Annotated in this window: 19 protein-coding genes; 10 read left to right on the plus strand and 9 right to left on the minus strand. The window is 73.2% G+C overall.

The window, feature by feature from the left end:
• Nucleotides 1-65: 65 nt before the first annotated feature.
• Nucleotides 66-302, minus strand: a complete 237-nt coding sequence (locus HS99_RS29940) for a hypothetical protein (protein ID WP_030278498.1) — start codon at nucleotides 300-302, stop codon at nucleotides 66-68.
• 162 nt (nucleotides 303-464) lie between these two features.
• On the opposite strand from HS99_RS29940, the gene upp reads away from it, so the two are divergent.
• Entirely contained in the window at nucleotides 465-1,100 is a 636-nt protein-coding gene (gene upp, locus HS99_RS29945) for a uracil phosphoribosyltransferase (RefSeq protein ID WP_030278500.1), read from the plus strand.
• A 64-nt stretch (nucleotides 1,101-1,164) separates the two neighbouring features.
• Here upp and HS99_RS29950 read toward each other — a convergent pair whose 3' ends face one another.
• From HS99_RS29950 to HS99_RS29965, 4 genes are all read right to left on the minus strand, one after another.
• Nucleotides 1,165-1,845, minus strand: a complete 681-nt coding sequence (locus tag HS99_RS29950; RefSeq protein ID WP_094742895.1) for a LytR C-terminal domain-containing protein — start codon at nucleotides 1,843-1,845, stop codon at nucleotides 1,165-1,167.
• A gap of 250 nt (nucleotides 1,846-2,095) precedes the next feature.
• Nucleotides 2,096-2,392 carry a type II toxin-antitoxin system VapB family antitoxin gene (locus HS99_RS29955; RefSeq protein WP_030273186.1) on the minus strand — a complete coding sequence of 99 codons (297 nt, stop codon included), beginning with the start codon at nucleotides 2,390-2,392 and terminating at the stop codon, nucleotides 2,096-2,098.
• Nucleotides 2,393-2,700: 308 nt separating this feature from the next.
• Nucleotides 2,701-3,867, minus strand: a complete 1,167-nt coding sequence (locus tag HS99_RS29960) for a hypothetical protein (RefSeq protein ID WP_030551997.1) — start codon at nucleotides 3,865-3,867, stop codon at nucleotides 2,701-2,703.
• A gap of 86 nt (nucleotides 3,868-3,953) precedes the next feature.
• Nucleotides 3,954-4,628, minus strand: coding sequence for a rhomboid family intramembrane serine protease (locus HS99_RS29965; RefSeq protein WP_030278506.1), 675 nt, complete (start codon nucleotides 4,626-4,628; stop codon nucleotides 3,954-3,956).
• Between the two features lie 83 nt (nucleotides 4,629-4,711).
• Here HS99_RS29965 and HS99_RS29970 point away from each other — a divergent pair, with 83 nt between their 5' ends.
• Nucleotides 4,712-5,230, plus strand: a complete 519-nt coding sequence (locus HS99_RS29970; RefSeq protein ID WP_030278508.1) for a YbhB/YbcL family Raf kinase inhibitor-like protein — start codon at nucleotides 4,712-4,714, stop codon at nucleotides 5,228-5,230.
• Nucleotides 5,231-5,273: 43 nt separating this feature from the next.
• Here the strand turns inward: HS99_RS29970 and HS99_RS29975 are convergent, their stop codons facing one another.
• Nucleotides 5,274-6,254 carry a helix-turn-helix transcriptional regulator gene (locus HS99_RS29975; RefSeq protein ID WP_030551994.1) on the minus strand — a complete coding sequence of 327 codons (981 nt, stop codon included), beginning with the start codon at nucleotides 6,252-6,254 and terminating at the stop codon, nucleotides 5,274-5,276.
• A 94-nt stretch (nucleotides 6,255-6,348) separates the two neighbouring features.
• Between HS99_RS29975 and HS99_RS29980 the strand changes: the two genes are divergently transcribed.
• Complete coding sequence (locus HS99_RS29980) at nucleotides 6,349-7,830, plus strand: MFS transporter (protein WP_030278511.1); 1,482 nt, start codon at nucleotides 6,349-6,351, stop codon at nucleotides 7,828-7,830.
• A gap of 191 nt (nucleotides 7,831-8,021) precedes the next feature.
• Here HS99_RS29980 and HS99_RS29985 read toward each other — a convergent pair whose 3' ends face one another.
• On the minus strand, nucleotides 8,022-8,663 hold the full coding sequence (locus HS99_RS29985) for an HhH-GPD-type base excision DNA repair protein (RefSeq protein ID WP_046386337.1): 642 nt from the start codon (nucleotides 8,661-8,663) through the stop codon (nucleotides 8,022-8,024).
• Nucleotides 8,664-8,947: 284 nt separating this feature from the next.
• On the opposite strand from HS99_RS29985, the gene HS99_RS29990 reads away from it, so the two are divergent.
• The 3 genes from HS99_RS29990 (at nucleotide 8,948) to HS99_RS30000 (ending at nucleotide 12,817) form a co-directional block, all read left to right on the plus strand.
• Nucleotides 8,948-9,295 carry a DoxX family protein gene (locus tag HS99_RS29990; protein ID WP_030597610.1) on the plus strand — a complete coding sequence of 116 codons (348 nt, stop codon included), beginning with the start codon at nucleotides 8,948-8,950 and terminating at the stop codon, nucleotides 9,293-9,295.
• A gap of 186 nt (nucleotides 9,296-9,481) precedes the next feature.
• Nucleotides 9,482-11,881: a terpene synthase family protein gene (locus tag HS99_RS29995; RefSeq protein WP_030551990.1), complete on the plus strand. Its 2,400-nt coding sequence runs from the start codon at nucleotides 9,482-9,484 to the stop codon at nucleotides 11,879-11,881.
• A gap of 138 nt (nucleotides 11,882-12,019) precedes the next feature.
• Complete coding sequence (locus HS99_RS30000) at nucleotides 12,020-12,817, plus strand: VOC family protein (protein ID WP_046387195.1); 798 nt, start codon at nucleotides 12,020-12,022, stop codon at nucleotides 12,815-12,817.
• Between the two features lie 63 nt (nucleotides 12,818-12,880).
• On the opposite strand, the gene HS99_RS30005 is transcribed toward HS99_RS30000, so the two are convergent.
• Nucleotides 12,881-13,669 (minus strand): ArsR/SmtB family transcription factor, encoded by a 789-nt coding sequence (locus HS99_RS30005; RefSeq protein WP_030551986.1) that lies wholly within the window; start codon nucleotides 13,667-13,669, stop codon nucleotides 12,881-12,883.
• Nucleotides 13,670-13,751: 82 nt separating this feature from the next.
• Here HS99_RS30005 and HS99_RS48205 point away from each other — a divergent pair, with 82 nt between their 5' ends.
• Together HS99_RS48205 and HS99_RS30015 are read left to right on the plus strand one after the other, a co-directional pair.
• Nucleotides 13,752-15,041 (plus strand): cytochrome P450 family protein, encoded by a 1,290-nt coding sequence (locus HS99_RS48205; RefSeq protein ID WP_305953129.1) that lies wholly within the window; start codon nucleotides 13,752-13,754, stop codon nucleotides 15,039-15,041.
• Nucleotides 15,038-15,847, plus strand: a complete 810-nt coding sequence (locus HS99_RS30015) for an isocitrate lyase/PEP mutase family protein (RefSeq protein WP_078939002.1) — start codon at nucleotides 15,038-15,040, stop codon at nucleotides 15,845-15,847. The genes HS99_RS48205 and HS99_RS30015 overlap by 4 nt, the downstream gene beginning before the upstream one ends.
• A gap of 29 nt (nucleotides 15,848-15,876) precedes the next feature.
• On the opposite strand, the gene HS99_RS30020 is transcribed toward HS99_RS30015, so the two are convergent.
• Nucleotides 15,877-16,656 (minus strand): TetR/AcrR family transcriptional regulator, encoded by a 780-nt coding sequence (locus HS99_RS30020; RefSeq protein ID WP_046387007.1) that lies wholly within the window; start codon nucleotides 16,654-16,656, stop codon nucleotides 15,877-15,879.
• 244 nt (nucleotides 16,657-16,900) lie between these two features.
• Here HS99_RS30020 and HS99_RS30025 point away from each other — a divergent pair, with 244 nt between their 5' ends.
• Nucleotides 16,901-18,418 (plus strand): MFS transporter, encoded by a 1,518-nt coding sequence (locus HS99_RS30025; protein ID WP_043388086.1) that lies wholly within the window; start codon nucleotides 16,901-16,903, stop codon nucleotides 18,416-18,418.
• 175 nt (nucleotides 18,419-18,593) lie between these two features.
• Nucleotides 18,594-19,129, plus strand: a 536-nt coding sequence (locus HS99_RS30030) for a DUF6597 domain-containing transcriptional factor (protein WP_211295904.1), incomplete at its 3' end; no start/stop codon positions are given.

Below are 19,129 nucleotides of genomic sequence, written 5' to 3' on the forward strand. Positions count from 1 at the left end.
GTCGGGTCGGTGACGGGCCGGGCCGGGGTCGGATCGCAGGGGTGGGGGAGCCGGGCCGGGCCGGCTCAGATGCGGAAGGTTCGCATCCGCATCGCTTCGCGCATCCGGCGTTCCTTGGTCCGTCGGGGCTGGACCCGCTCCCTCAACTCGCGGGCCTCGGTGAGCTCGCGTAGGAAGACGGCCCGCCGCCTGCGGCGCTCCGACTCGGTCTCCGGGGGGTCCTGCGGCGGGCCGGCGTGAAGGGCCGCCCCGCCGACGGGCTCGTCCGCCGAGCCGTCCCCGGCTTTCGGGTTGCTCGTCATAAGACGTGACATTCCCAGAAGCGCCGGGTTGATACCACAGGAACCGGTTCCGTCCGGACATCCGCCGCTCGTCACGGCGTGTCACCGAAAGGTGACCGCGGCCGGTGGGCGGCCTGGCACGGCGTGTCGTACAGGCGTCCAGGACCGGGCTAACCTCGGTACATGCGTCTCCACGTCGTCGACCACCCCCTGGTCGCCCACAAGCTCTCCACCCTGCGCGACGAGCGCACCGACTCGCCGACCTTCCGTCGCCTGACCGACGAGCTGGTGACCCTCCTCGCCTACGAGGCCACCCGGGACGTCCGCACCGACGAGGTGGAGATCACCACCCCCGTGGCGGTCACGCTCGGCACCCGGCTCAGCTACCCGCGTCCGCTGGTCGTGCCGATCCTGCGGGCCGGTCTCGGCATGCTGGACGGGATGACCCGCCTGCTGCCGACCGCCGAGGTCGGCTTCCTCGGCATGGTGCGCAACGAGGAGACCCTGGAGGCCTCCACGTACGCCACCCGGATGCCCGACGACCTCTCCGGCCGCCAGGTCTACGTGCTGGACCCGATGCTGGCCACCGGCGGCACCCTGGTCGCGGCGATCAGGATGCTGATCGAGCGCGGCGCCACCGACGTCACCGCCGTGGTGCTGCTGGCCGCGCCGGAGGGCGTCGAGGTGATGAAGCGCGAGCTGGCCGACCTGCCGGTCACCGTGGTCACCGCCGCGCTGGACGAGCGGCTGAACGAGAACGGCTACATCGTCCCCGGCCTGGGCGACGCGGGCGACCGGCTGTACGGCACGGCCGGCTGACCTTCCGAACGTCCGAGAGCCCCCGGCCGCGCGGCCGGGGGCTCTGCTCTTCCCCGCCGTGCGGTCAGCAGCTGCCGGTGGCGCTCGGGGTGGGGGAGGGCTTGATGGCCAGGGCGAGGGCGGCGGCCGCCTGGGTCTCGTCCAGTAGGGCGTTGTAGCTGTCGCCGATCACGAAGTCCACGCTGGCGTCGGTGCGGGCGTCGGCGGTGACGGTGGCCCCGGCGATCTGGGAGCTGACCAGCGTGCCGGCGGCGGCGCCGGTCGGGCCGGCGATCACCTGGGCGGTGCCGGGCACCTTCTTGTCCAGTTCGGCGGGCGCGTTGCCGACCTTGCCGATGACGAAGCCGCGCTTCTTGAGCTCGTCGGCGGTCCGCCCGGCCAGGCCGGCCTTGGTGGTGGCGTTGTAGACGTTCACCGTGACGGCCGTGGGCGCGGGTACGGCGTGCGGGTCCAGCGCGGCGGCCGGGGCGCCGGAGGCCGCGGGGGTGCCGGGGGTGGCGCCCGGGGTCGGGGCGGCCAGCGGCTTGCCGGACGGGTCGGCGCAGGCCTGCGCGGAGGCGTTTCCGGTCCTGCCGCGGAAGATGTCGTACAGCTGCACGCCGCCGAGGCCGATCAGGGCCAGGGCGAGCAGGGCCGCGAGCGCGGCGATCACCTTGCGACTCTTCTTCGGGGGCCGGCCAAGCCGCGGGTAGGCGTTGCCGGTGATGCGGTACTGCTTCCCCTTGAGGCCTTGGGGAGTCAACATGCTCACGGTTTGTCTCCCCCTCGTGCCGGGGCGGGGTCGGGATGACGGGCGGCCGGGCAGAGGCGTCCTCCCGGTGCGGGCGGATCCCCTGGTCGCGGCCGTAGTCAGCAGCGTAGTGCCGGACAGCTGGGAAGGTACTAAATGATCATCATCTGGCGTACCCCGGCACCCGAAAGGAGGTACCCGGGTACGCGCGGACCGCCCTCCGCCGGGTGGCGAGGGGGCGGTCCGGGAAGTCGCCGTGCGGCCGTCAGTCCATTTCGAGGACACGGGCGTGCAGCACCTGGCGCTGCTGCAGCGCGGCCCGTACGGCCCGGTGCAGCCCGTCCTCCAGGTAGAGGTCGCCGTGCCACTTCACCACGTGGGCGAAGAGGTCCCCGTAGAAGGTCGAGTCCTCGGCCAGCAGGGTTTCCAGGTCGAGTTGGCCCTTGGTGGTCACCAGCTGGTCGAGCCGCACCGGACGCGGGGCGACGTCAGCCCACTGGCGGGTGCTCGTCCGGCCGTGATCCGGGTACGGCCGCCCATTGCCGATGCGCTTGAAGATCACACGGAAAGCCTACCGTTCGGACGGCGGATGGCCCAGCAGCCGCGGGGGCGCCACGCGCACGGTTGTGGGCTGGGGGTGGGTGATTGCGGCTGTTTGATGGGAAATGTCGTGAACATCGCCCGGTCGCGGCCGGGTTCAGGCCGTGTTTTTGGCGTCTGATCCCGTCCGGTCGCGTGCACCGATGTCCTCCGCCCCGCCCCGCAGACCGTCCGGGAGGTCAGGGGGACGTCTCCGGCCGCTCGGCCGGGTGGCGGCTCGGGCAGGAGATCCCGCGCAGCCTGTTCGGGACGTCCAGTGGCGGCGGTGAGTCAGCTCCCGAGCGCGGCGCCGATCCGGTCGAGGGAGGACAGCCGCATCAGGCCGTAGTGGTAGAACTCGACCTCGGGGACACCGAGGCCGCGCAGCACCCCGATCTTGGCGGCGAGGTTCTCCGGTCCGTCGCAGTCCGCGGCCATCGGGCGAAGGATCACCGCCATCCGCTCCGGCCGGACGCCGTGCAGGGCGAAGGCGGCGAGCTTCTCCCGGACGGCCTCCGGGGTCCCGGCGTAGCCGAGGGTCTCGATCTGGTCGGTGGCCGCGGCGAGGGCGGGCAGGTCGATTCCCGCCAGCCAGCCCCTGCCGGGGCCGCCGCCGTCCATGAAGCTCAGCCGCATGCCGTGGTGGCGGGCGCGTTCGGTGAGTTCGGCGGCGAGCGAGGTGACGGTGGCGGCGGAGGCGTCCACGTAGCCGGCGAAGGCGCCGTCGGCGAGGGCGCTCAGGTCGGCGGGCTCGGCGGCGGCCTCCTGATCGGCCAGGCGGCGGCGCAGTTCGGCCCGGACGGCCTCGGCCACCTGCTCGGCCGGGACGCCCGTGCGGGTGGCGGCGGCGCGGCAGTGCGGGCAGAAGCAGACGCCGAGCAGGGCCTCGGCGGTCGGGCCCAGCTCCTCGAAGTAGCGCTCGTGGTGGTAGCCGTGGCGCAGGCCGTGGAAGTGCAGGGACTCCGCGCGGATCGCGTCCACGCCGTACCGCGCCAGCTCCTCGACCAGGGTCAGCGCGTACTCCCGTACCTCGGGGTGGGCCGGGCAGAGCTCGGTGAGGTGGCGGTCGCCGAAGGCGTTGGCCGGGGCGCAGTCGGGGTGGGCGAAGCCGAGCCGATCGTTGTGGCAGAAGACCGTCCAGGCGTGCAGCCTGAGGCCGCGGCGGCCGGCCTCGGCGGCGGCCTCGGCGAAGGGGTCGCGCGCGCCGATCGCGGTGGACGGGACGGGCGCCAGGCGACGACCCGCCCAGCGGGCCGGGTCGGGGCGGAAGTACGCGGCGCCGGGCTCCAGGTAGCGGATCACCTGGCGGGGGTTGTGCGGGAAGACGTCGCGGGCCTCGTGGTAGACCGAGGCCAGGGTGACGCCGCCGACGCCGGCGCGGTCGGTGAGGTTGCCGAAGAAGGTGTCGGCGCCCTCGTCGAGCAGGTCGGTGGCGAAGGCGAGGACGGACGACTCCACGGTGCGGCTCCGGAGCTGGGGACGGGTGCGTCGTTCACGCTAGCCGGAGGGCCGGTAATGGTCTATACCTGGTGCGCCCGGTCGGGTCACAGGCCCAGGTCGTCCAGCTCCTTGAGTAGGGCGGCGTTGGGGCTGCCCGGGGCGGGAGCCGCGGGGACGGGCTTCGGTGGCTCCTGGTTGCGGAGCCGCGCCGGGTTGCGGAGCAGGTAGGCGGCGGCCAGTCCGCCGATCAGCCCGCCGAGGTGGCCCAGCCAGCTGACGCCGTGGGCGATCGGCAGCACGCCGATCAGGATCGTCCAGTAGACCGCGGCGACGCCGACGCCGACCACCGCGTCCAGCAGGTTGCGGTCGAGGACGCCGCGCAGCACCACGTAGCCGAGGTAGCCGTAGACCATGCCGCTCGCCCCGGCCGTCACGGTGTTCGAGCTCTCCAGCAGCCAGATGGTGAGCCCGCCGGACACCGTGATCACGAGGCTGGCCAGCAGGAACTTCCGCATGCCGCGGTAGGCGGCCAGGAAGCCCAGCACGAACAGCGGCCAGGAGTTGGAGATGATGTGGTCCCAACTGAAGTGCAGGAACGGCATGGTGAACATCTCGGGCAGGTCGTCCACCCGCTCCGGGCGCAGGCCGTACTCCTTGGACAGGTCGTAGTCGTCCAGCCAGTTGACCACCTGGACGGACCAGATGACGGCCTGGATCCCGAGCATGGTGAACAGCGCGCGGCGGGAATCCGAGAACAACTGGGCGAGTTTCGAGGCCATGTCGTCGACTGTAGGGGCGGCCGGATCGGTCGTGCACCCCATTACAGTGATCCGTGTCATTCCGAGCGTGAGAGGTGCACCCCATGAGTGTTCGTCCGCCGTTGCCGTACGAGTTCCTGCCGCGGGTTCCGTCCTTCGAACTGAGCAGCCGGGACATCACCGAAGGCGGCACGCTGGGTCAGGAGTTCATCCACGGCGGCGGCAACCTCTCGCCGCAGCTGTCCTGGTCGGGCCTGCCGGAGGGCACCCGGAGCATCGCCGTCACCTGCTACGACCCGGACGCGCCGACCGGCTCCGGCTGGTGGCACTGGCTGGCCCTCAACCTGCCCGCCGACACCACCGAACTGCCGCGCGGCGCCGGCTCCTCGGACGAGTCCCTGCCGGGCGCGGCCTCCTTCCACGGGCGCAACGACTTCCCGGACAACAAGTACGACGGCGCCGCCCCGCCGCCCGGCGCCCCGCACCGGTACGTGTTCGCGGTGCACGCGCTGGACGTGGAGAAGCTGGACGTCACCGCCGACACCCCGGCCGCCCAGATCGGCTTCAACCTCACCTTCCACACCCTCGGGCGGGCGCTGCTGACGGCCGAGTACGGGGTCTGAGCCTCCTTTCCGCCGGGGCCCGCCGTCCAGAGCGGCCCCCGGCTCAGCCCCCCGGCTCAGCCCCCCGAGGCGCCGCGCGGTCGGCCCGGTCCGCGATCGTGCGCAGGTGCTCGCGCAGCTCCGGCGGCTCGTGCACCTCGAAGTCGCAGTCCAGCATCAGCAGTCCGGCCGCCAGCCACTTCAGCGAGTCGGCCCGGGAGCGCAGACGGCAGCTGTGGTCGTCGATCGGTTCGAGCTCGTAGTCGCCGGTCCAGGGCATCCAGCCGTCGACCTCGGCGGCGGGGCGGTGGACGGTGGCCACCATGGTGTGCGTCGGTGAGTGGCGGCGCAGCCGGCTCGCGACGAACCCGGCGGCGTCCTCGGCCGGGAGCGGGCGCGGGGTGAAGCGGGCGCCGGTGGCGAACGGTTCGGTGATCCGGTCGACCCGGAAGAGCCGCCAGTCGTCCCGGTCCAGGTCGTAGCCGATCAGGTACCAGCGGCGGCCGGTCGAGACGAGCCGCTCGGGCTCGACGTTGCGCCGGGTCTCGGCGCCGTCGCGGGCCCGGTAGGCGAAGCGCAGCCGCTCGTGGTTGGTGACGGCGCCGGCGAGCAGGGTCAGGGCCTCCGGGTCGACGGTCGGGCCGTCCCCGGTGAGCAGCGGCACGGTGGCCGTGTTCAGGGTGCCCACCCGGTGCCGCAGCCGGCCCGGCAGCACCTGGAGCAGCTTGCCGAGTGCCCGTACCGAGGCCTCCTCGATGCCGACCACGGCGTGCCCGGCGGCCGCCCGCAGGCCGACCGCGATGGCCACCGCCTCCTCGTCGTCCAGGAGCAGCGGCGGCATCGCGGTGCCCGCGACCAACCGGTAGCCGCCGACCGCGCCCATGGTGGCCTGCACCGGGTAGCCGAGGTCGCGCAGCCGGTCGATGTCCCGGCGGATGGTGCGCGGGCTGACGCCGAGCCGCTCGGCGAGTTCGCTGCCGGGCCACTCGCGCGGGGTCTGCAGCAGGGACAGCAGGTTCAGCAGCCGGGCCGGCGTGTCACTCATGCCCTCCAGCATGCCGGAGGAACTGGGACAGGGTCTGACCTACATGACCCGTACCGTTCCGGACGTGCAGCAGCGGACGAGTGAGGAGAACGGAATGACTACGGCGGGAGCCGACCGGCGGAGGTGGATCGCGCTGGCGATCGTGATGGTCGCCTCCTTCATGGACCTGGTGGACGTCACCATCGTCAACATCGCCATCCCGAGCATCCAGCAGGACACCGGCGCCTCCTTCAGCGCCATCCAGTGGGTCACCGGCGGCTACGCGCTGGCCTTCGCGATCGGCCTGATCACCGGCGGGCGGCTCGGCGACATCCACGGCCGCAAGCGGCTCTTCCTGATCGGCATCGGCGGCTTCACGCTGGCCTCGGCGCTGTGCGGGCTGGCCTCCGGCCCGGAGATGCTGGTCGCGATGCGGATCCTGCAGGGCGGGACGGCGGCGCTGATGGTGCCGCAGGTGCTGTCGATCATCCACGCGACCTTCCCTGCGGAGGAGCGCGGCAAGGTGTTCGGGATGTTCGGCGCGGTGGTCGGGCTGGGCGCGGTGTCCGGTCCGATGATCGGCGCGCTGCTCACCGAGTGGAACCTGCTGGGCCTCGAGTGGCGGCCGATCTTCCTGATCAACCTGCCCGTCGGCATCGCCGGGCTGCTGCTCGGACGCCGCTTCATCGACGAGTCCAGGGCCGAGCACGCGCTCAAGCTGGACCTGGTCGGCGTGGCGCTGGCCAGCCTCGGCCTGCTGATGCTGATCTACCCGCTGACCCACGGCCGGGAGGCCGGCTGGCCGCTCTGGGGCTACCTGTCGATGGCCGGCAGCCTGCCGGTGTTCGTGCTCTTCGTGGTGTACGAGAAGGCCAAGACGCGGCGGGACGGCTCGCCGCTGGTCGAGCTGTCGCTGTTCCGGGTGAAGAGCTTCGCGGCCGGGATCTGCGTGCAGCTGGCCTTCGGCGTCGCGCTCGGCATCTTCTTCCTGGTCTGGACGCTCTACATGCAGGTCGGCCTCGGCTGGAGCCCGCTCAAGGCGGGTGCCACCGGCATCCCGTTCTCGCTCGCGGTCTCCACGGCGGCCGGGCTCTCGGTGCAGAAGCTGGTGCCGCGGTTCGGGCGCAAGGTGCTCCAGGCGGGCGCGCTGATCATGGCGGTGGGCGTGCTCGTCTACATCGGGGAGGCGCACCGGTACGGGACGGGCATCGCGCCCTGGCAGATGGCGCTGCCGCTGGTGGTGATGGGCCTCGGGATGGGGCTGATCGTCGCGCCGATCACCGACGCGATCCTCTCCGAGGTGCCGCGCCGGCACGCCGGGTCGGCCTCGGGGCTGATCAACACCGTGCAGCAGGTCGGCAACGCGCTCGGGCTCGGGCTGGTGTCGGTGGCCTTCTTCGGGGCGATGGACGACGTGGTCGCGCCGGACGCGCTGGGAACGGCCTTCGGCGGGGCGTTCGTGCACGCGATGTGGTGGGTCGCGGGGGTGCTGCTGGCGGTGTTCCTGCTGATGTTCGCGCTGCCGCGCAAGCGCGGGGTGGCGGTCGAGGCCGGTGCCCCGGACGGCGCGGAGCAGCGGGAGTCCGTCCTGGTGTGACGGCTCCGGGCTTCCGGTCCCGGGTTTTCGGTTCCGGGTTTTCCGATCTCGGGGGGGAGGGCCTCGGTCGCGCTGCGCGGCCGGGGCCCTCGTCGCTCACGGGGAGGGCCGCATCCGCGGGCGGTACGCCTACGCGCTGGTGCCCGCCAGCCGGTAGTCGCGGCCGCTCCCGGCCGGGGCCGGCCGGCGGCTCAACGTGCGCCGGAGACGGCCGCGGTGGCCGTCCGGGTGGTGGTGCGGGGCTTGGCGGCGGCCTTGGCCTCCTTCGCCGCGCGCTTCGTCTCCTGCTTGAACTCCCGTACCAGAGCGAGGGATTCTGGACCGGTGATGTCGGCGACCGAGCGGTGCGCGCCTTCCTCGCCGTAGACTCCGGCGGCCTCGCGCCAGCCCTCGGGCCGTACCCCGTACTGCTTGCCGAGCAGGGCGAGGAAGATCTGCGACTTCTGCTTGCCGAAGCCGGGGAGGGCGTTGAGGCGGCTGAGCAGTTCCTTGCCGGTGCGGGCGTCCTTCCACAGCGCGGCGGCGTCTCCGTCGTACTGCGCGACGAGGAACTGGCACAGCTGCTGCACCCGTTTGGCCATCGCGGCCGGGTAGCGGTGGACGGCCGGTTTCGCGGAGAGCAGGGCGACGAACTCCTCCGGGCTGTAGGTGGCGATCTCGTGGGCGTCCAGGTCGTCCCGGCCGAGGCGCTGGGCGATGGTCAGCGGGCCGGTGAACGCCCATTCCATTGGCACCTGTTGGTCCAGCAGCATGCCGACGAGCGCGGCGAGCGCACTCCGTCCGAGCAGTTCGTCGGCCTCGGGCTGCTGGGCGAGCCGGACGGTGACGTTCATGAGGTGTGGCCTCCTCGGAGTTGACGTCGGTCGGCGCCCAGTCTGGATGACGTGACGTGGACGGACGCGGTCAACACGCCCGTACCTGGGGAAGTCTTGGTGATTCCAGCCCTTGTCAGACAGGCTTTGTTCGTTGGCGGAGCGGTTGTTGGCCGTTTCCCGGCGGCGGTGCGGAAACAATTTTGTCCGCGGCTGTCACATCCGCCTGGTGCTCCGGGTCAGTGCTGTGTCCGACCGGATCCGATCGACTCGGATCGACCAGCCATCGAACGGGGAGTGCTCCAATGTCCGTCGCCCACATCGTCGTCACCGTCCTCGGCGCCCTCATGGTCGGCTTCTCGGCGTACTCGGTCTTCGCCAAGGCCGAGTACGTCGTGGGGCCGCTCGCCGAGTACGGCGTTCCGCGCGCCTGGTGGACCTGGCTCGGCGTCGCCAAGGCGGCCGGGGCGCTCGGCCTGCTGGCCGGCTTCGCCGTCCCGGCCGTCGGCTACGCGGCCGCCGTCGGCATCGTGCTCTACTTCCTCGGCGCCGTGATCACCGTCGCCCGTGCCGGCGCGTACGCCCACATCCCCTTCCCCCTGATCTACCTGGCCCCGGCCGCCGCCTCCCTCACCCTGGGACTCGCGGCCTGACCGGCCTCCCACCGCGGGGGTGGGTCGGTCGTCGGCGCGGGAGTCGGCCTGGAGTTCGACCGGGGGGTCGGGCCGGTGGTTCGAGCAAGTGGGTCATTTCATATGACTGTTTGGGTTGCGGCGGTGGGTCGAGGTGGCTGGGGTCATCCTTTCTCCAATCGACGCGTCCAGAAAGGCTCGCCCGCCGTGACCCAGCCGTTCGAACTGCCGTCCTTCTACGTGCCGCACCCGGCGCGACTCAATCCCCATCTGGACGAGGCGCGGGCCCATTCCTCGGAATGGGCCCGGGAGATGGGGATGTTGGAGGGGTCCGGGATCTGGGAACAGGCGGACCTGGACGCCCACGACTACGGACTGCTCTGCGCCTACACCCATCCCGACGCCTCCGCCGAGGCGCTGTCGCTGGTCACCGACTGGTACGTCTGGGTGTTCTTCTTCGACGACCACTTCCTCGACATGTACAAGCGCACCAACGACCGGCGGGCCGGCAAGGCACACCTCGACCGGCTGCCGTTGTTCATGCCGGCCGACCCGGCCGCTCCGATGCCCGAGCCGGAGAACCCGGTCGAGGCGGGCCTGGCCGACCTGTGGCGCCGAACCGTGCCGGTGATGGGGGAGGACTGGCGGATCCGGTTCGCCGAGAGCACCCGCAACCTGCTCAACGAGTCACTGTGGGAGCTCGCCAACATCGACGCCGGCCGGATCGCCAACCCGGTCGAGTACATCGAGATGCGCCGCAAGGTCGGCGGGGCGCCGTGGTCGGCGCAGCTGGTCGAGTACGCGGCCGGGGCCGAGGTGCCGAAGGAGGTGTCCGGCTCGCGGGCGCTGCGGGTGCTGATGGACGCCTTCTCCGACGGTGTGCACCTGCGCAACGACATCTTCTCGTACCAGCGCGAGGTCGAGGACGAGGGCGAACTGAGCAACGGCATCCTGGTGTTGGAGCGGTTCCTGGAGTGCTCCACCCAGGAGGCCGCCGAGGCGGTCAACGACCTGCTCACCTCGCGGCTGCAGCAGTTCGAGAACACCGTGTTCACCGAACTGCCGGTGCTGTTCGCGGAGACCGGGCTCGACCCGGAGGGCCGGGCCCGGGTGATGGCGTACGTCAAGGGGCTGCAGGACTGGCAGTCCGGCGGGCACGAGTGGCACATGCGGTCCAGCCGTTACATGAACGGCGGTGGATCGGCGGCCGGTTCGGCCGGTGAGGTGGCGCCGGGCTCGGGCGGAGCACTGCCCGGGATGCCCGGGGACGGCAACTGGTGGGACCGGTACGCGATCGGCGGGATCGGGACCTCGGCGCTGGACATCCTGCGCAAGGGGGCCGGGACGGCGCAGGACCCGGCGGCGCCGGCCGTACGGCGGGCGCGGTCGCACGCGCACGTGCCGTTCCAGCCCGTCGGGCCGTCCCGGCTGCCGGAGTTCGAGCTGCCGTTCGCGCTGTCGCTCAGCCCCCACCTGGACGGCGCGCGGGAGCGGGTGGTCGAGTGGGCCGAGCGGGTGGGCCTGCTGGCCGAGCACCCCGGCGTCCCCGGATCGGGCATCTGGGACGCCGAGTCGATGCGCGACTACGACCTGCCGCTCTGCGCGGCCGGCATCCACCCCGACGCCAGTGCCGACCAACTCGACGTCGCCTCGGCCTGGTTGGCCTGGGGCACCTGGGCCGACGACTACTACCCGAGGGTCTTCGGCAGCACGCGCGACCTGGCCGGGGCCAAGGCCGCCAACGCCCGGCTGCCGCTGTTCATGCCGCTGGACGGCGAGCCGGTGCCGGAGCCGGTCAACGCGCTGGAGCGCTCGCTCGCCGACATCTGGGAGCGGACCGTCGACCCGATGACCGTCGAGGCCAGGGGCGCGCTGCGCGAGTCGATCGAGGTGATGACGGCCAGTTGGATCTGGGAGTTGAGCAACCAGATCCAGAACCGTGTCCCGGATCCGGTCGACTACCTGGAGATGCGCCGCTCCACCTTCGGCTCCGAACTCACCACGATGCTCGCCCGGCTCGGCCACGGGAGGACCGTCCCGCCGGAGGTGTACCGGCACGGCTCGATGCGCGCGCTGGAGAACTCCGCGATGGACTACGCGTGCATGATGAACGACGTCTTCTCGTACCAGAAGGAGGTCGAGTACGAGGGCGAGCTGCACAACGCCGTGCTGGTGGTGCAGAACTTCTTCAACTGCGACTACCCGTCGGCGCTGCGGATCGTCGGCGACCTGATGCACTCGCGGCTGGACCAGTTCCGGCACGTCGCGCAGAACGAACTCCCGGTCATGTACGAGGACTTCGCGCTCGGCGCGGAGACCCGGGAGACGCTCGACGGGTACGTGAAGGAGCTGGAGAACTGGCTCGCGGGCATCCTGAGCTGGCACCGGGGCTGCCGCCGGTACCGCCCCGAGGACCTGGAGCGGCACTTCGGCGCCGAGCGGGACCTCGCGGGCGCGGTCCGGGCCCGGGCGGAAGCGGCGGCCGCGACCGGGGCCGGGGCCGGGGTGGGCGTGGGGAGCGGAACGGGCGCGGTGCCGCTCGGCCCGACCGGCCTGGGCACCGCCTCGCTGCGCGCGCCGGTGAGCGGGGCCGTACCGGTGAGCTGAGCCGTACGCCATTGCCGGAGCGGCGCACCCGTGCGGGCCATCCCGCGCGGGTGCGCCGAGCCGTGGCTAGGCTGACCAGTCGGGGGCCGTGCGCGCCTTCCGGCGCGCGTCCGCACCGTCATGGACGAGGGCTGAGAGATGGCTGCGCTACCTGAGGGCACACCCTGTTGGGCCGACGCGATGTTCACCGACCTGGAGGGCGCCAAGGCCTTCTACGGCGACGTCCTGGGCTGGACCTTCGGCGAGAGTTCGTCGGAGTTCGGCAACTACACCCAGGCGTACTCGGACGGCAGGGCCGTCGCAGCGATCGTGCCGCCGATGCCGGGGAGCCAGGCGCAGTCCGCCTGGTGCCTCTACCTGGCCTCGCCGGACGCCGCCGCCACCGCCGAGCGCATCCGGACCCACGGCGGCGAGGTGGTGATGGGGCCGATGCAGGTCGGCGACTTCGGCACCATGGTGATCGCCAGGGACCCGGGCGGGGTGGTGTTCGGCGTCTGGCAGGCCGGGACCCACGAGGGCTTCGAGAAGCAGGACGAGCCCGGGGCGTACAGCTGGGCCGAGATCGTCACCCGCGAACCCGGGAAGGCCGACTCCTTCTTCCCGGCGGTCTTCCCTTACGGCACGCGGAAGATGGACTCCGAGCAGATCGACTACCGGATGTTCCTGGTCGGCGGCCGGCCGGTGCTGGGCCGGATGGGGGCGCAGGGCGACTTCCTGCCGCCCGAGGCGCCCTCGTACGTGAGTGTCTACTTCGCCGTGGACGACGCCGACGCCGCGATCGAGCGGCTGAAGAAGAACGGCGGCGCGGTGTACTTCGGGCCGATGGACAGCCCGTTCGGCCGGTTCGCGGCGGTCGGCGACCAGCAGGGCGCGGCCTTCGGGCTGATCGACCTCGGCCGGAGGGTGGGCGCGCAGCCGCCGACCGCGGACGTCTGACGGGCCGGTGGGGTGGTCCGGGTGCGCTCCTCGAAGGAAGCCCGCGGGAGAGCTCAGGACACCTCAGGACACCTCGACGCCGAGCAACTCGCGCAGCGCCCGGCAGCCGTCCGGGGTGATTTTCAGGGCCCGGCCGGTGCCGATCCGCTCGACCCAGGCGCGGTCCAGTGCGGTGCGGCACAGGGCCGCGCCCAGCGCGCCGCCGAGGTGGCTGCGGCGCTCCGTCCAGTCCAGGCAGCTGCGCACCACCGGGCGCCCGCCCGGGCGGCCGGCGTGCGGCGGCAGTTCGATCGCCTGCGCGGCCAGCCAGTGGTGACCGCGCTCGGTGACGGCGAGCCCGGCGTGGTCGGTGACCAGGCCGTGGTCGAGCAGGGCGTCGGCGAGGGTTACGCCGAGGCGGCCGGCCAGGTGGTCGTAGCAGGTGCGGGCGCGGGCCTCGGCGCTCTGCCGGGTGGCCTCGCCGAGGTTGCGGGGCGCCGACCGCACGGCGGGGGCGGGAGCGTCGCCGGCGGGGGCGTCGGCGGTGGGAGCGGCAGCGGCGCCGGTGGACACGGCGGCCTCGGCCGTGGCCTGGGCGAAGACGGCGAGGTCCTCGATCACGGTCGCCACGGCGGTGGAGGCCAGCCGGACGTACCGGTGCCGCCCCTGCCGTGCCTCGGCCAGCAGCCCGCCCGTGATCAGCCGGGACAGGTGCTCGCTGGCCGTGGATGGCGCGACGCCCGCCGAGCGGGCCAGCTCGCCCGCCGTCCAGGCGCGGCCGTCCAGCAGCGCGCAGCAGAAGGCGGCGCGGGTGGGGTCGGCGAGCAGCGCGGCGAAGGCGGCGAGCGCCGAGCCCCGTGGGTCCACTGTCATGCGTCCATGGTCGGCCATGCCTCCAGGGTCGACCCGGCACTGTTCGGCCGGCGCCGAAACGACCCGGGACCACGATGGCGGCATGAGCGATCCGTGGCCCCAAGACCCGACGTCCCCTGAAGTGACGTCCCCCGAACTGACCTTCTCCCGCTACGAGGACGTGACCGCGGCCCTGGCCGACCCGGCACTGGTCCCGCCGCCCGCGACGCCCGGCCCGTACGGCACGGTGGCCTGGCTGCGCTCCGCCGTCGCCCGGTTCAGCGCGGGCGAGCCGCACGCCTGGCGCCGGGCGCTGGTGCTGGCCGACCTGGAACGGCTGGACCCGGGCGAGCTGCGGGTCCTGGCAGCGGGCGGCTTCGACCCGGACCTGCGGCTGCGGGTGGTGCGGACGCTCGCGCGGGCGCTCGGCCTGGCGGACCCGGAGGCCGTCGCCCGGGACGTGAAGGCGGTGGCCCGGGCGTACTTCGAGCCGGCACCGGACGATCCGGCGGCGGACGCCGCGGTGGCCCGGCTGCTGCCCGCGATGGGCGACGACGACCCGGAGACGGCCGCGAACCGGATCGGGCTGCTCGTCCAGGCCTGCGAGGCCACCGCCACCCTGGTCGAGCACGCCCGGCGCAACGGCGGCGGACCGGCCGCAGCCCTGCGGGACGACCCGCCGATCCGGGCGATGCGCCGCTCCGCCGCCCGGCCTACCGAGGTCGGCGGGACCGTCGTCCCCGCGGGGGTGCAGGTGCTGCTCGACCTCGACGCCGCCCGGGAGCCGGGTCGCGAGCCGCTGGCCTTCGGCGCCCCGCCCCGGCTGTGCCCGGGCCGCTCGCAGGCCCTGGTGATCGCCGAGGGCATCCTGTACGGCTCCTCCGACCCGGCGGACACCTCCCGGCCGCCCGCCGAGGAACCCTGCTCGCAGGCCGAACTGGCCGCCCTGATCCCGCAGATGATCGACCACGTGCTCGCCCTGGCGGCCACCTGGACGGCCTGGGACGGCCGCCCGTTCCTCAACGCCGACGGCCGAACCTACACCCCGCACAAGGCGATCCGCCGGGTCACCGACCATCTCCTCGACCACTGGGCCGAGTTGGAGGCGCGCCTGGCGGGCGAGCCGGCCACCGCCGACCACTGGCACGCCTCCAACGTCACCACCCCGGCCGACCTGGTGCCGTTCACCGTCGCCGACCTGGACGAGGCCCGCAGCCGCCTCACCCGACTCGGCCGGATCTGGTCCCTGCGGGTCGCCGCGCTGCCGGAACGGCAGTTGGACGACTCGCCGGGGGCGGGCTGGAGCTTCCGGCACATCGTCTGCCACGTCGCCCGGTCCGGCTCCTACTACGTGGACTCGGTGGGCCCGATCGGACAGCAGGGCGCAGTATGACCCCGCCCGCCGCGATGAACCGGCCCGCCGCGATGACCCCGTTCGCCGCCCTGCACCACCGCCCCGGCCGTCCGCTGCTGCTCCCGAACGCCTGGGACCACGCCTCGGCCGCCGCCCTCGCCGCCGCCGGCCACCCCGCGATCGGCACCACCAGCCTGGGGGTGGCGGCCGCCGCCGGACTGCCCGACGGCGCCGCCGCCACCCGGGCGGAGACCGTACGGCTGGCCCGGCGGCTGGGCCGCGACGGCTTCCTGCTGAGCGTCGACGCGGAGTCCGGCTTCAGCGACGATCCGGAGGAAGTGGCTGCGCTGGCGGTGGAGTTGGCGGAGGCCGGCGCGGTCGGCATCAACCTGGAGGACGGCCGGCCGGACGGAACCCTGGCGCCGTCCGCCGTCCACGCGGCGAAGGTCGCGGCGGTGAAGGCCGCCGTGCCGGAGCTGTTCGTGAACGCCCGCACCGACGCCTACTGGTGCGGCACCGAGGGCCCCGAGCCGGAGGCCGTACGGCGGCTGGACGCCTACCAGCGCGCGGGCGCGGACGGGGTGTTCGTGCCCGGGCTGGGCGATCCGGCGGTGATCGCCCGGCTGGTCGACGGACTGTCCGTCCCGCTCAACATCCTCTGGTCGCCCGGCGGTCCGGGCCTCGCCGAGCTGGCCGGGCTGGGAGTGGCGCGGGTCAGCCTGGGCTCGCTGCTGTACCGCTCGGCGCTGGCGGCGGCGGTGGAGACGGCCGCCGCCGTGGCCTCGGGCCGGCCGGTCGGTCCGGTGCCGGGTTACGCCGAGGTCCGGGCACTGAGCGGGAGTTGAGGGTCGGGCGGGCCGCGGGCGGTCCGGGTTCAGCGCCCGGGCCACCGCCTCGCCTCGATCCCGTCCAGGATCACGTTGAGGCCGCGGAGGAAGCCGCTGTCCCGGCCGGCCTCGATCTCGTCCGGCACCTGGGTGGTGTACAGCCGGTGCAGTCGCGGGTGCGTCCTGGTGGCTTCGACGACGGCGGGCAGCAGCTGGTCCAGGAACTCCTGCTCACCCCGCCCGCTCCTGCTCAGCGCGCTCAGCCAGGCGGCCTCCACGCTGGCGGTGCCGATGGTGTAGCCCACGACGACGCCCATCACGTCGTTGGCCTCGGCGAGTCCGAAGCCGGCCGCCTCCATCAGGGCCAGCAGGGCCTCGGAGAGCCGCATCCAGTTGGGGCCGAGGTAGACCATCCCGACGTCGCCCATCACGGTGACCATCCAGGGGTGGCGCACGACGGCCGCGCGCATGCCCTCGGTGCACTCGACGATGACCGCACGCCAGACCGCCGGGTCCTCGGCGCCCTCGGCGCGGGCCAGCGGGAGTTCGCCGAAGACGTGGTCGACGACCAGGGCGAGCAGTTCCTCCTTGTTGGCGACGTGGGTGTAGAGCGAGGTCGCGCCGGCGTTGAGGCGGGCGCCGAGCTTGCGCATGCTCAGCGCGTCGATGCCCTCGGCGTCCAGCAGGGCGAAGGCCTCGGCGACGATCTGCTCGCGGCTGAGGGCGGGCTGGGGCCGCCGTTTCTGCGGACGGTTCCACGGCGACGCGATGCCCGGCTGGGTGCCGGTCCGGTGCTCCGGCGGGGTGTCCTCCGACTTGGCCGTCATCAGGCTCTCCATTCCACGTGCCCCCTGGTCGGGTGCGGTCCGTCCAGCATAGGCCCCGGCGCCGCACACCGTACGGCCTTGCGAACAGTGTTCGGTCTCCGTACAGTGTTCGGCGTGGCGCACACCGTTCGGTCGGGGACGGGTGAACGGTGTGCGCCGCGAGGGACTTCCGCGCGGCTCGTCGCCGACGCGAGGACGTGCGCGGGGCCGCGGCCGACGCGCCGAATCACAAGGGGGGATCGCGGTGGACCGTCACCCGCGTCGCTGGCTCATCCTGGTCGTGCTCTGCCTCAGCAGCCTGGTGCTGGTGATCGACAACATGGTGCTCACGGTGTCCGTCCCGCCGATCGCGGAGGACCTCAAGGCCGGGGCACAGGACATCCAGTGGATCATCGACTCGTACATCCTGGTCTTCGCCGGGCTGCTGCTGACCTCGGGAAGCCTGTCCGACCGGTTCGGGCGACGAAAAGTGATGATCATCGGGCTGGCGCTGTTCGGCGCCGCCTCACTGGTCGCGGCGGTCGCCGCCAGTCCCGGTGAGCTGATCGCCGGCCGGGTGCTGATGGGCGTCGGCGGCGCCCTGGTCATGCCGAGCACCCTCTCCATCCTGATCACCGTCTTCGACGACGAGGAGCGGCCCAAGGCGATCGCCGCCTGGAGCGCGGTGGCCATGATCGGCCTGGTCGGCGGCCCGGTGCTGGGCGGCGCGCTGATAGCGCACTTCTGGTGGGGCGCGGTGTTCCTGCTCAACGTGCCGGTCGCGGCGGTGGCCATCGTCGCGGCGGGCGTGCTGATGCCCGAGTCCAAGGGCCCGTGGCGCAAGCCCGACCTGCCCGGCATGCTGCTCTCGATGGTCGGCATGACCGCACTGGTCTGGTCGATCATCGTCCTCCCGCGGGACGGCTTCGCCCACGTCGGCACCCTCGCCTCGATGGCCGTCGCGGTCGCCGCGCTCACCGCCTTCGGCATCCGCCAGGTCCGCACCGACTCGCCGATGGTCCCGCTCAAGCTGTTCCGCAACCGGGTCTTCACCGGTGCGAGCTTCTCCCTCGTGCTGCTCACCTTCGCCACCGGCGGCCTGATGCTGGTGCTCACCCAGTACCTGCAGTTCGTCCTTGAGTTCACCCCCACCGACACCGGCCTGGCCTTCATTCCGCTGGCCGTCGCCTCGCTCGCCTTCAACGTGATCGGCGCCGCGCTCGGCAAGAAGCTCCCGGCGCGGGTGCTGACCGCCGTCGGCATGGTGATCATCGCGGCCGGGTTCGGCCTGCTGGCCACGCTGTCGGTCGGCGACGGCTTCACCAAGGTCGCCCTGGCCATGCTGGTGCTCGGCATCGGCTCCGGCCTCGGCATGCCGGCCGCCGCCAACGCCCTGATGGGGGCGATCCCCGGCGAGCACGCCGGCGTCGGCTCCGCGCTCAACGACACCATCCAGCAGTCCGGCGCCGCGCTCGGCGTGGCCATCCTCGGCACCGTGCTCTCCAGCACCTACACCGGCTCGATGCCCGCGGACGCCCCCGCCTCCGCCCGGCACGCCATCACCGACGCCCTCGCCCTCTCCGCCGGCAGCGGCGACACCGGCCTGGCCCGGGCCGCCCGGGAGGCCTTCAACACCGCCACCTCCACCACCTTCACAGTCAGCGGGATCGCCGTCCTGGCAGCGGCGGTGCTCACCCTGGTGCTGATGCGGGGCACGGCGGCCGCCCAGGCCCCGGCCGAGCCCGCCGAAGCCGCCGAGCCCGCCGTCGAGGCGGTGGTCTGAGCCCCTCCGAAGCGGCCGGTACCCCGCCGGCCGTGACCCCCCACCGGCCCCGGCTGCCCCGCGCAGCCGGGGCCGGCGGGCTTCCCGGGCGCGGGCTTCCGAGGGCCGCGGGCTTTCCCGGGGGCCGCAGGTTTTCAGGGCGCACGCCCCGTCCGGCCCGCGTAGCCTTCGGACCATGTCCACCCACTACGCGGAGCGCCCGTCCCGTTTGCCGGGGGCGGTGCTGTGGACGAAGGGCGGAGGCGGGGCGGCGGCCGACGGTGCAGCGGGCGGGCTGGTGCTGCCGGACGGGTGCATGGACCTGCTGTGGACGGAGGGCCGGCTGCTGATCGCCGGGCCGGACACCCGGGCGTTCCGGCCCGGGCCGGGGCTGGGCGGGCCGTGGGCGGGCGTCCGCTTCCGCCCCGGGGCGGGGCCCGCGCTGCTCGGCGTACCGGCGCACGAACTGCGGGACCGCCGGGTCGAGTTGGCGGACCTGTGGCCCGGCGGCGAGGCGCGGCGGCTGACCGAGCGGATCGACGCGGCACCGGACCCGGCCGCCGCACTGGAGGAACTGGCGCTGCGCCTGGCGGCCGCGGCGCCGCCCGAGGACCCGCTGGTACGGGCGGTGGCCGCTGCACTCGCGGCCGGGCGCGGCGTCGCGGCGACCGGTCGGCGAGCGGGCCGGCGCATTGCGGGAGATGTACCGGCCGCTGGAGGGCGCGATGTCCC

Source organism: Kitasatospora aureofaciens (assembly GCF_001188955.3).
In the GTDB taxonomy this organism is placed as follows: domain Bacteria; phylum Actinomycetota; class Actinomycetes; order Streptomycetales; family Streptomycetaceae; genus Kitasatospora; species Kitasatospora aureofaciens.

What these genes read in the sequence shown, in the direction of transcription:
- HS99_RS29940 (WP_030278498.1), bottom strand. Translation starts at nt 302, where the DNA reads ATGACGAGCAACCCGAAAGCCGGGGACGGCTCGGCGGACGAGCCCGTC.
- upp (WP_030278500.1), top strand. Translation starts at nt 465, where the DNA reads ATGCGTCTCCACGTCGTCGACCACCCCCTGGTCGCCCACAAGCTCTCC.
- HS99_RS29950 (WP_094742895.1), bottom strand. Translation starts at nt 1,845, where the DNA reads ATGTTGACTCCCCAAGGCCTCAAGGGGAAGCAGTACCGCATCACCGGC.
- HS99_RS29965 (WP_030278506.1), bottom strand. Translation starts at nt 4,628, where the DNA reads ATGGCCTCGAAACTCGCCCAGTTGTTCTCGGATTCCCGCCGCGCGCTG.
- HS99_RS29970 (WP_030278508.1), top strand. Translation starts at nt 4,712, where the DNA reads ATGAGTGTTCGTCCGCCGTTGCCGTACGAGTTCCTGCCGCGGGTTCCG.
- HS99_RS29975 (WP_030551994.1), bottom strand. Translation starts at nt 6,254, where the DNA reads ATGAGTGACACGCCGGCCCGGCTGCTGAACCTGCTGTCCCTGCTGCAG.
- HS99_RS29980 (WP_030278511.1), top strand. Translation starts at nt 6,349, where the DNA reads ATGACTACGGCGGGAGCCGACCGGCGGAGGTGGATCGCGCTGGCGATC.
- HS99_RS29985 (WP_046386337.1), bottom strand. Translation starts at nt 8,663, where the DNA reads ATGAACGTCACCGTCCGGCTCGCCCAGCAGCCCGAGGCCGACGAACTG.
- HS99_RS29990 (WP_030597610.1), top strand. Translation starts at nt 8,948, where the DNA reads ATGTCCGTCGCCCACATCGTCGTCACCGTCCTCGGCGCCCTCATGGTC.
- HS99_RS30000 (WP_046387195.1), top strand. Translation starts at nt 12,020, where the DNA reads ATGGCTGCGCTACCTGAGGGCACACCCTGTTGGGCCGACGCGATGTTC.
- HS99_RS30005 (WP_030551986.1), bottom strand. Translation starts at nt 13,669, where the DNA reads ATGACAGTGGACCCACGGGGCTCGGCGCTCGCCGCCTTCGCCGCGCTG.
- HS99_RS48205 (WP_305953129.1), top strand. Translation starts at nt 13,752, where the DNA reads ATGAGCGATCCGTGGCCCCAAGACCCGACGTCCCCTGAAGTGACGTCC.
- HS99_RS30015 (WP_078939002.1), top strand. Translation starts at nt 15,038, where the DNA reads ATGACCCCGCCCGCCGCGATGAACCGGCCCGCCGCGATGACCCCGTTC.
- HS99_RS30020 (WP_046387007.1), bottom strand. Translation starts at nt 16,656, where the DNA reads ATGACGGCCAAGTCGGAGGACACCCCGCCGGAGCACCGGACCGGCACC.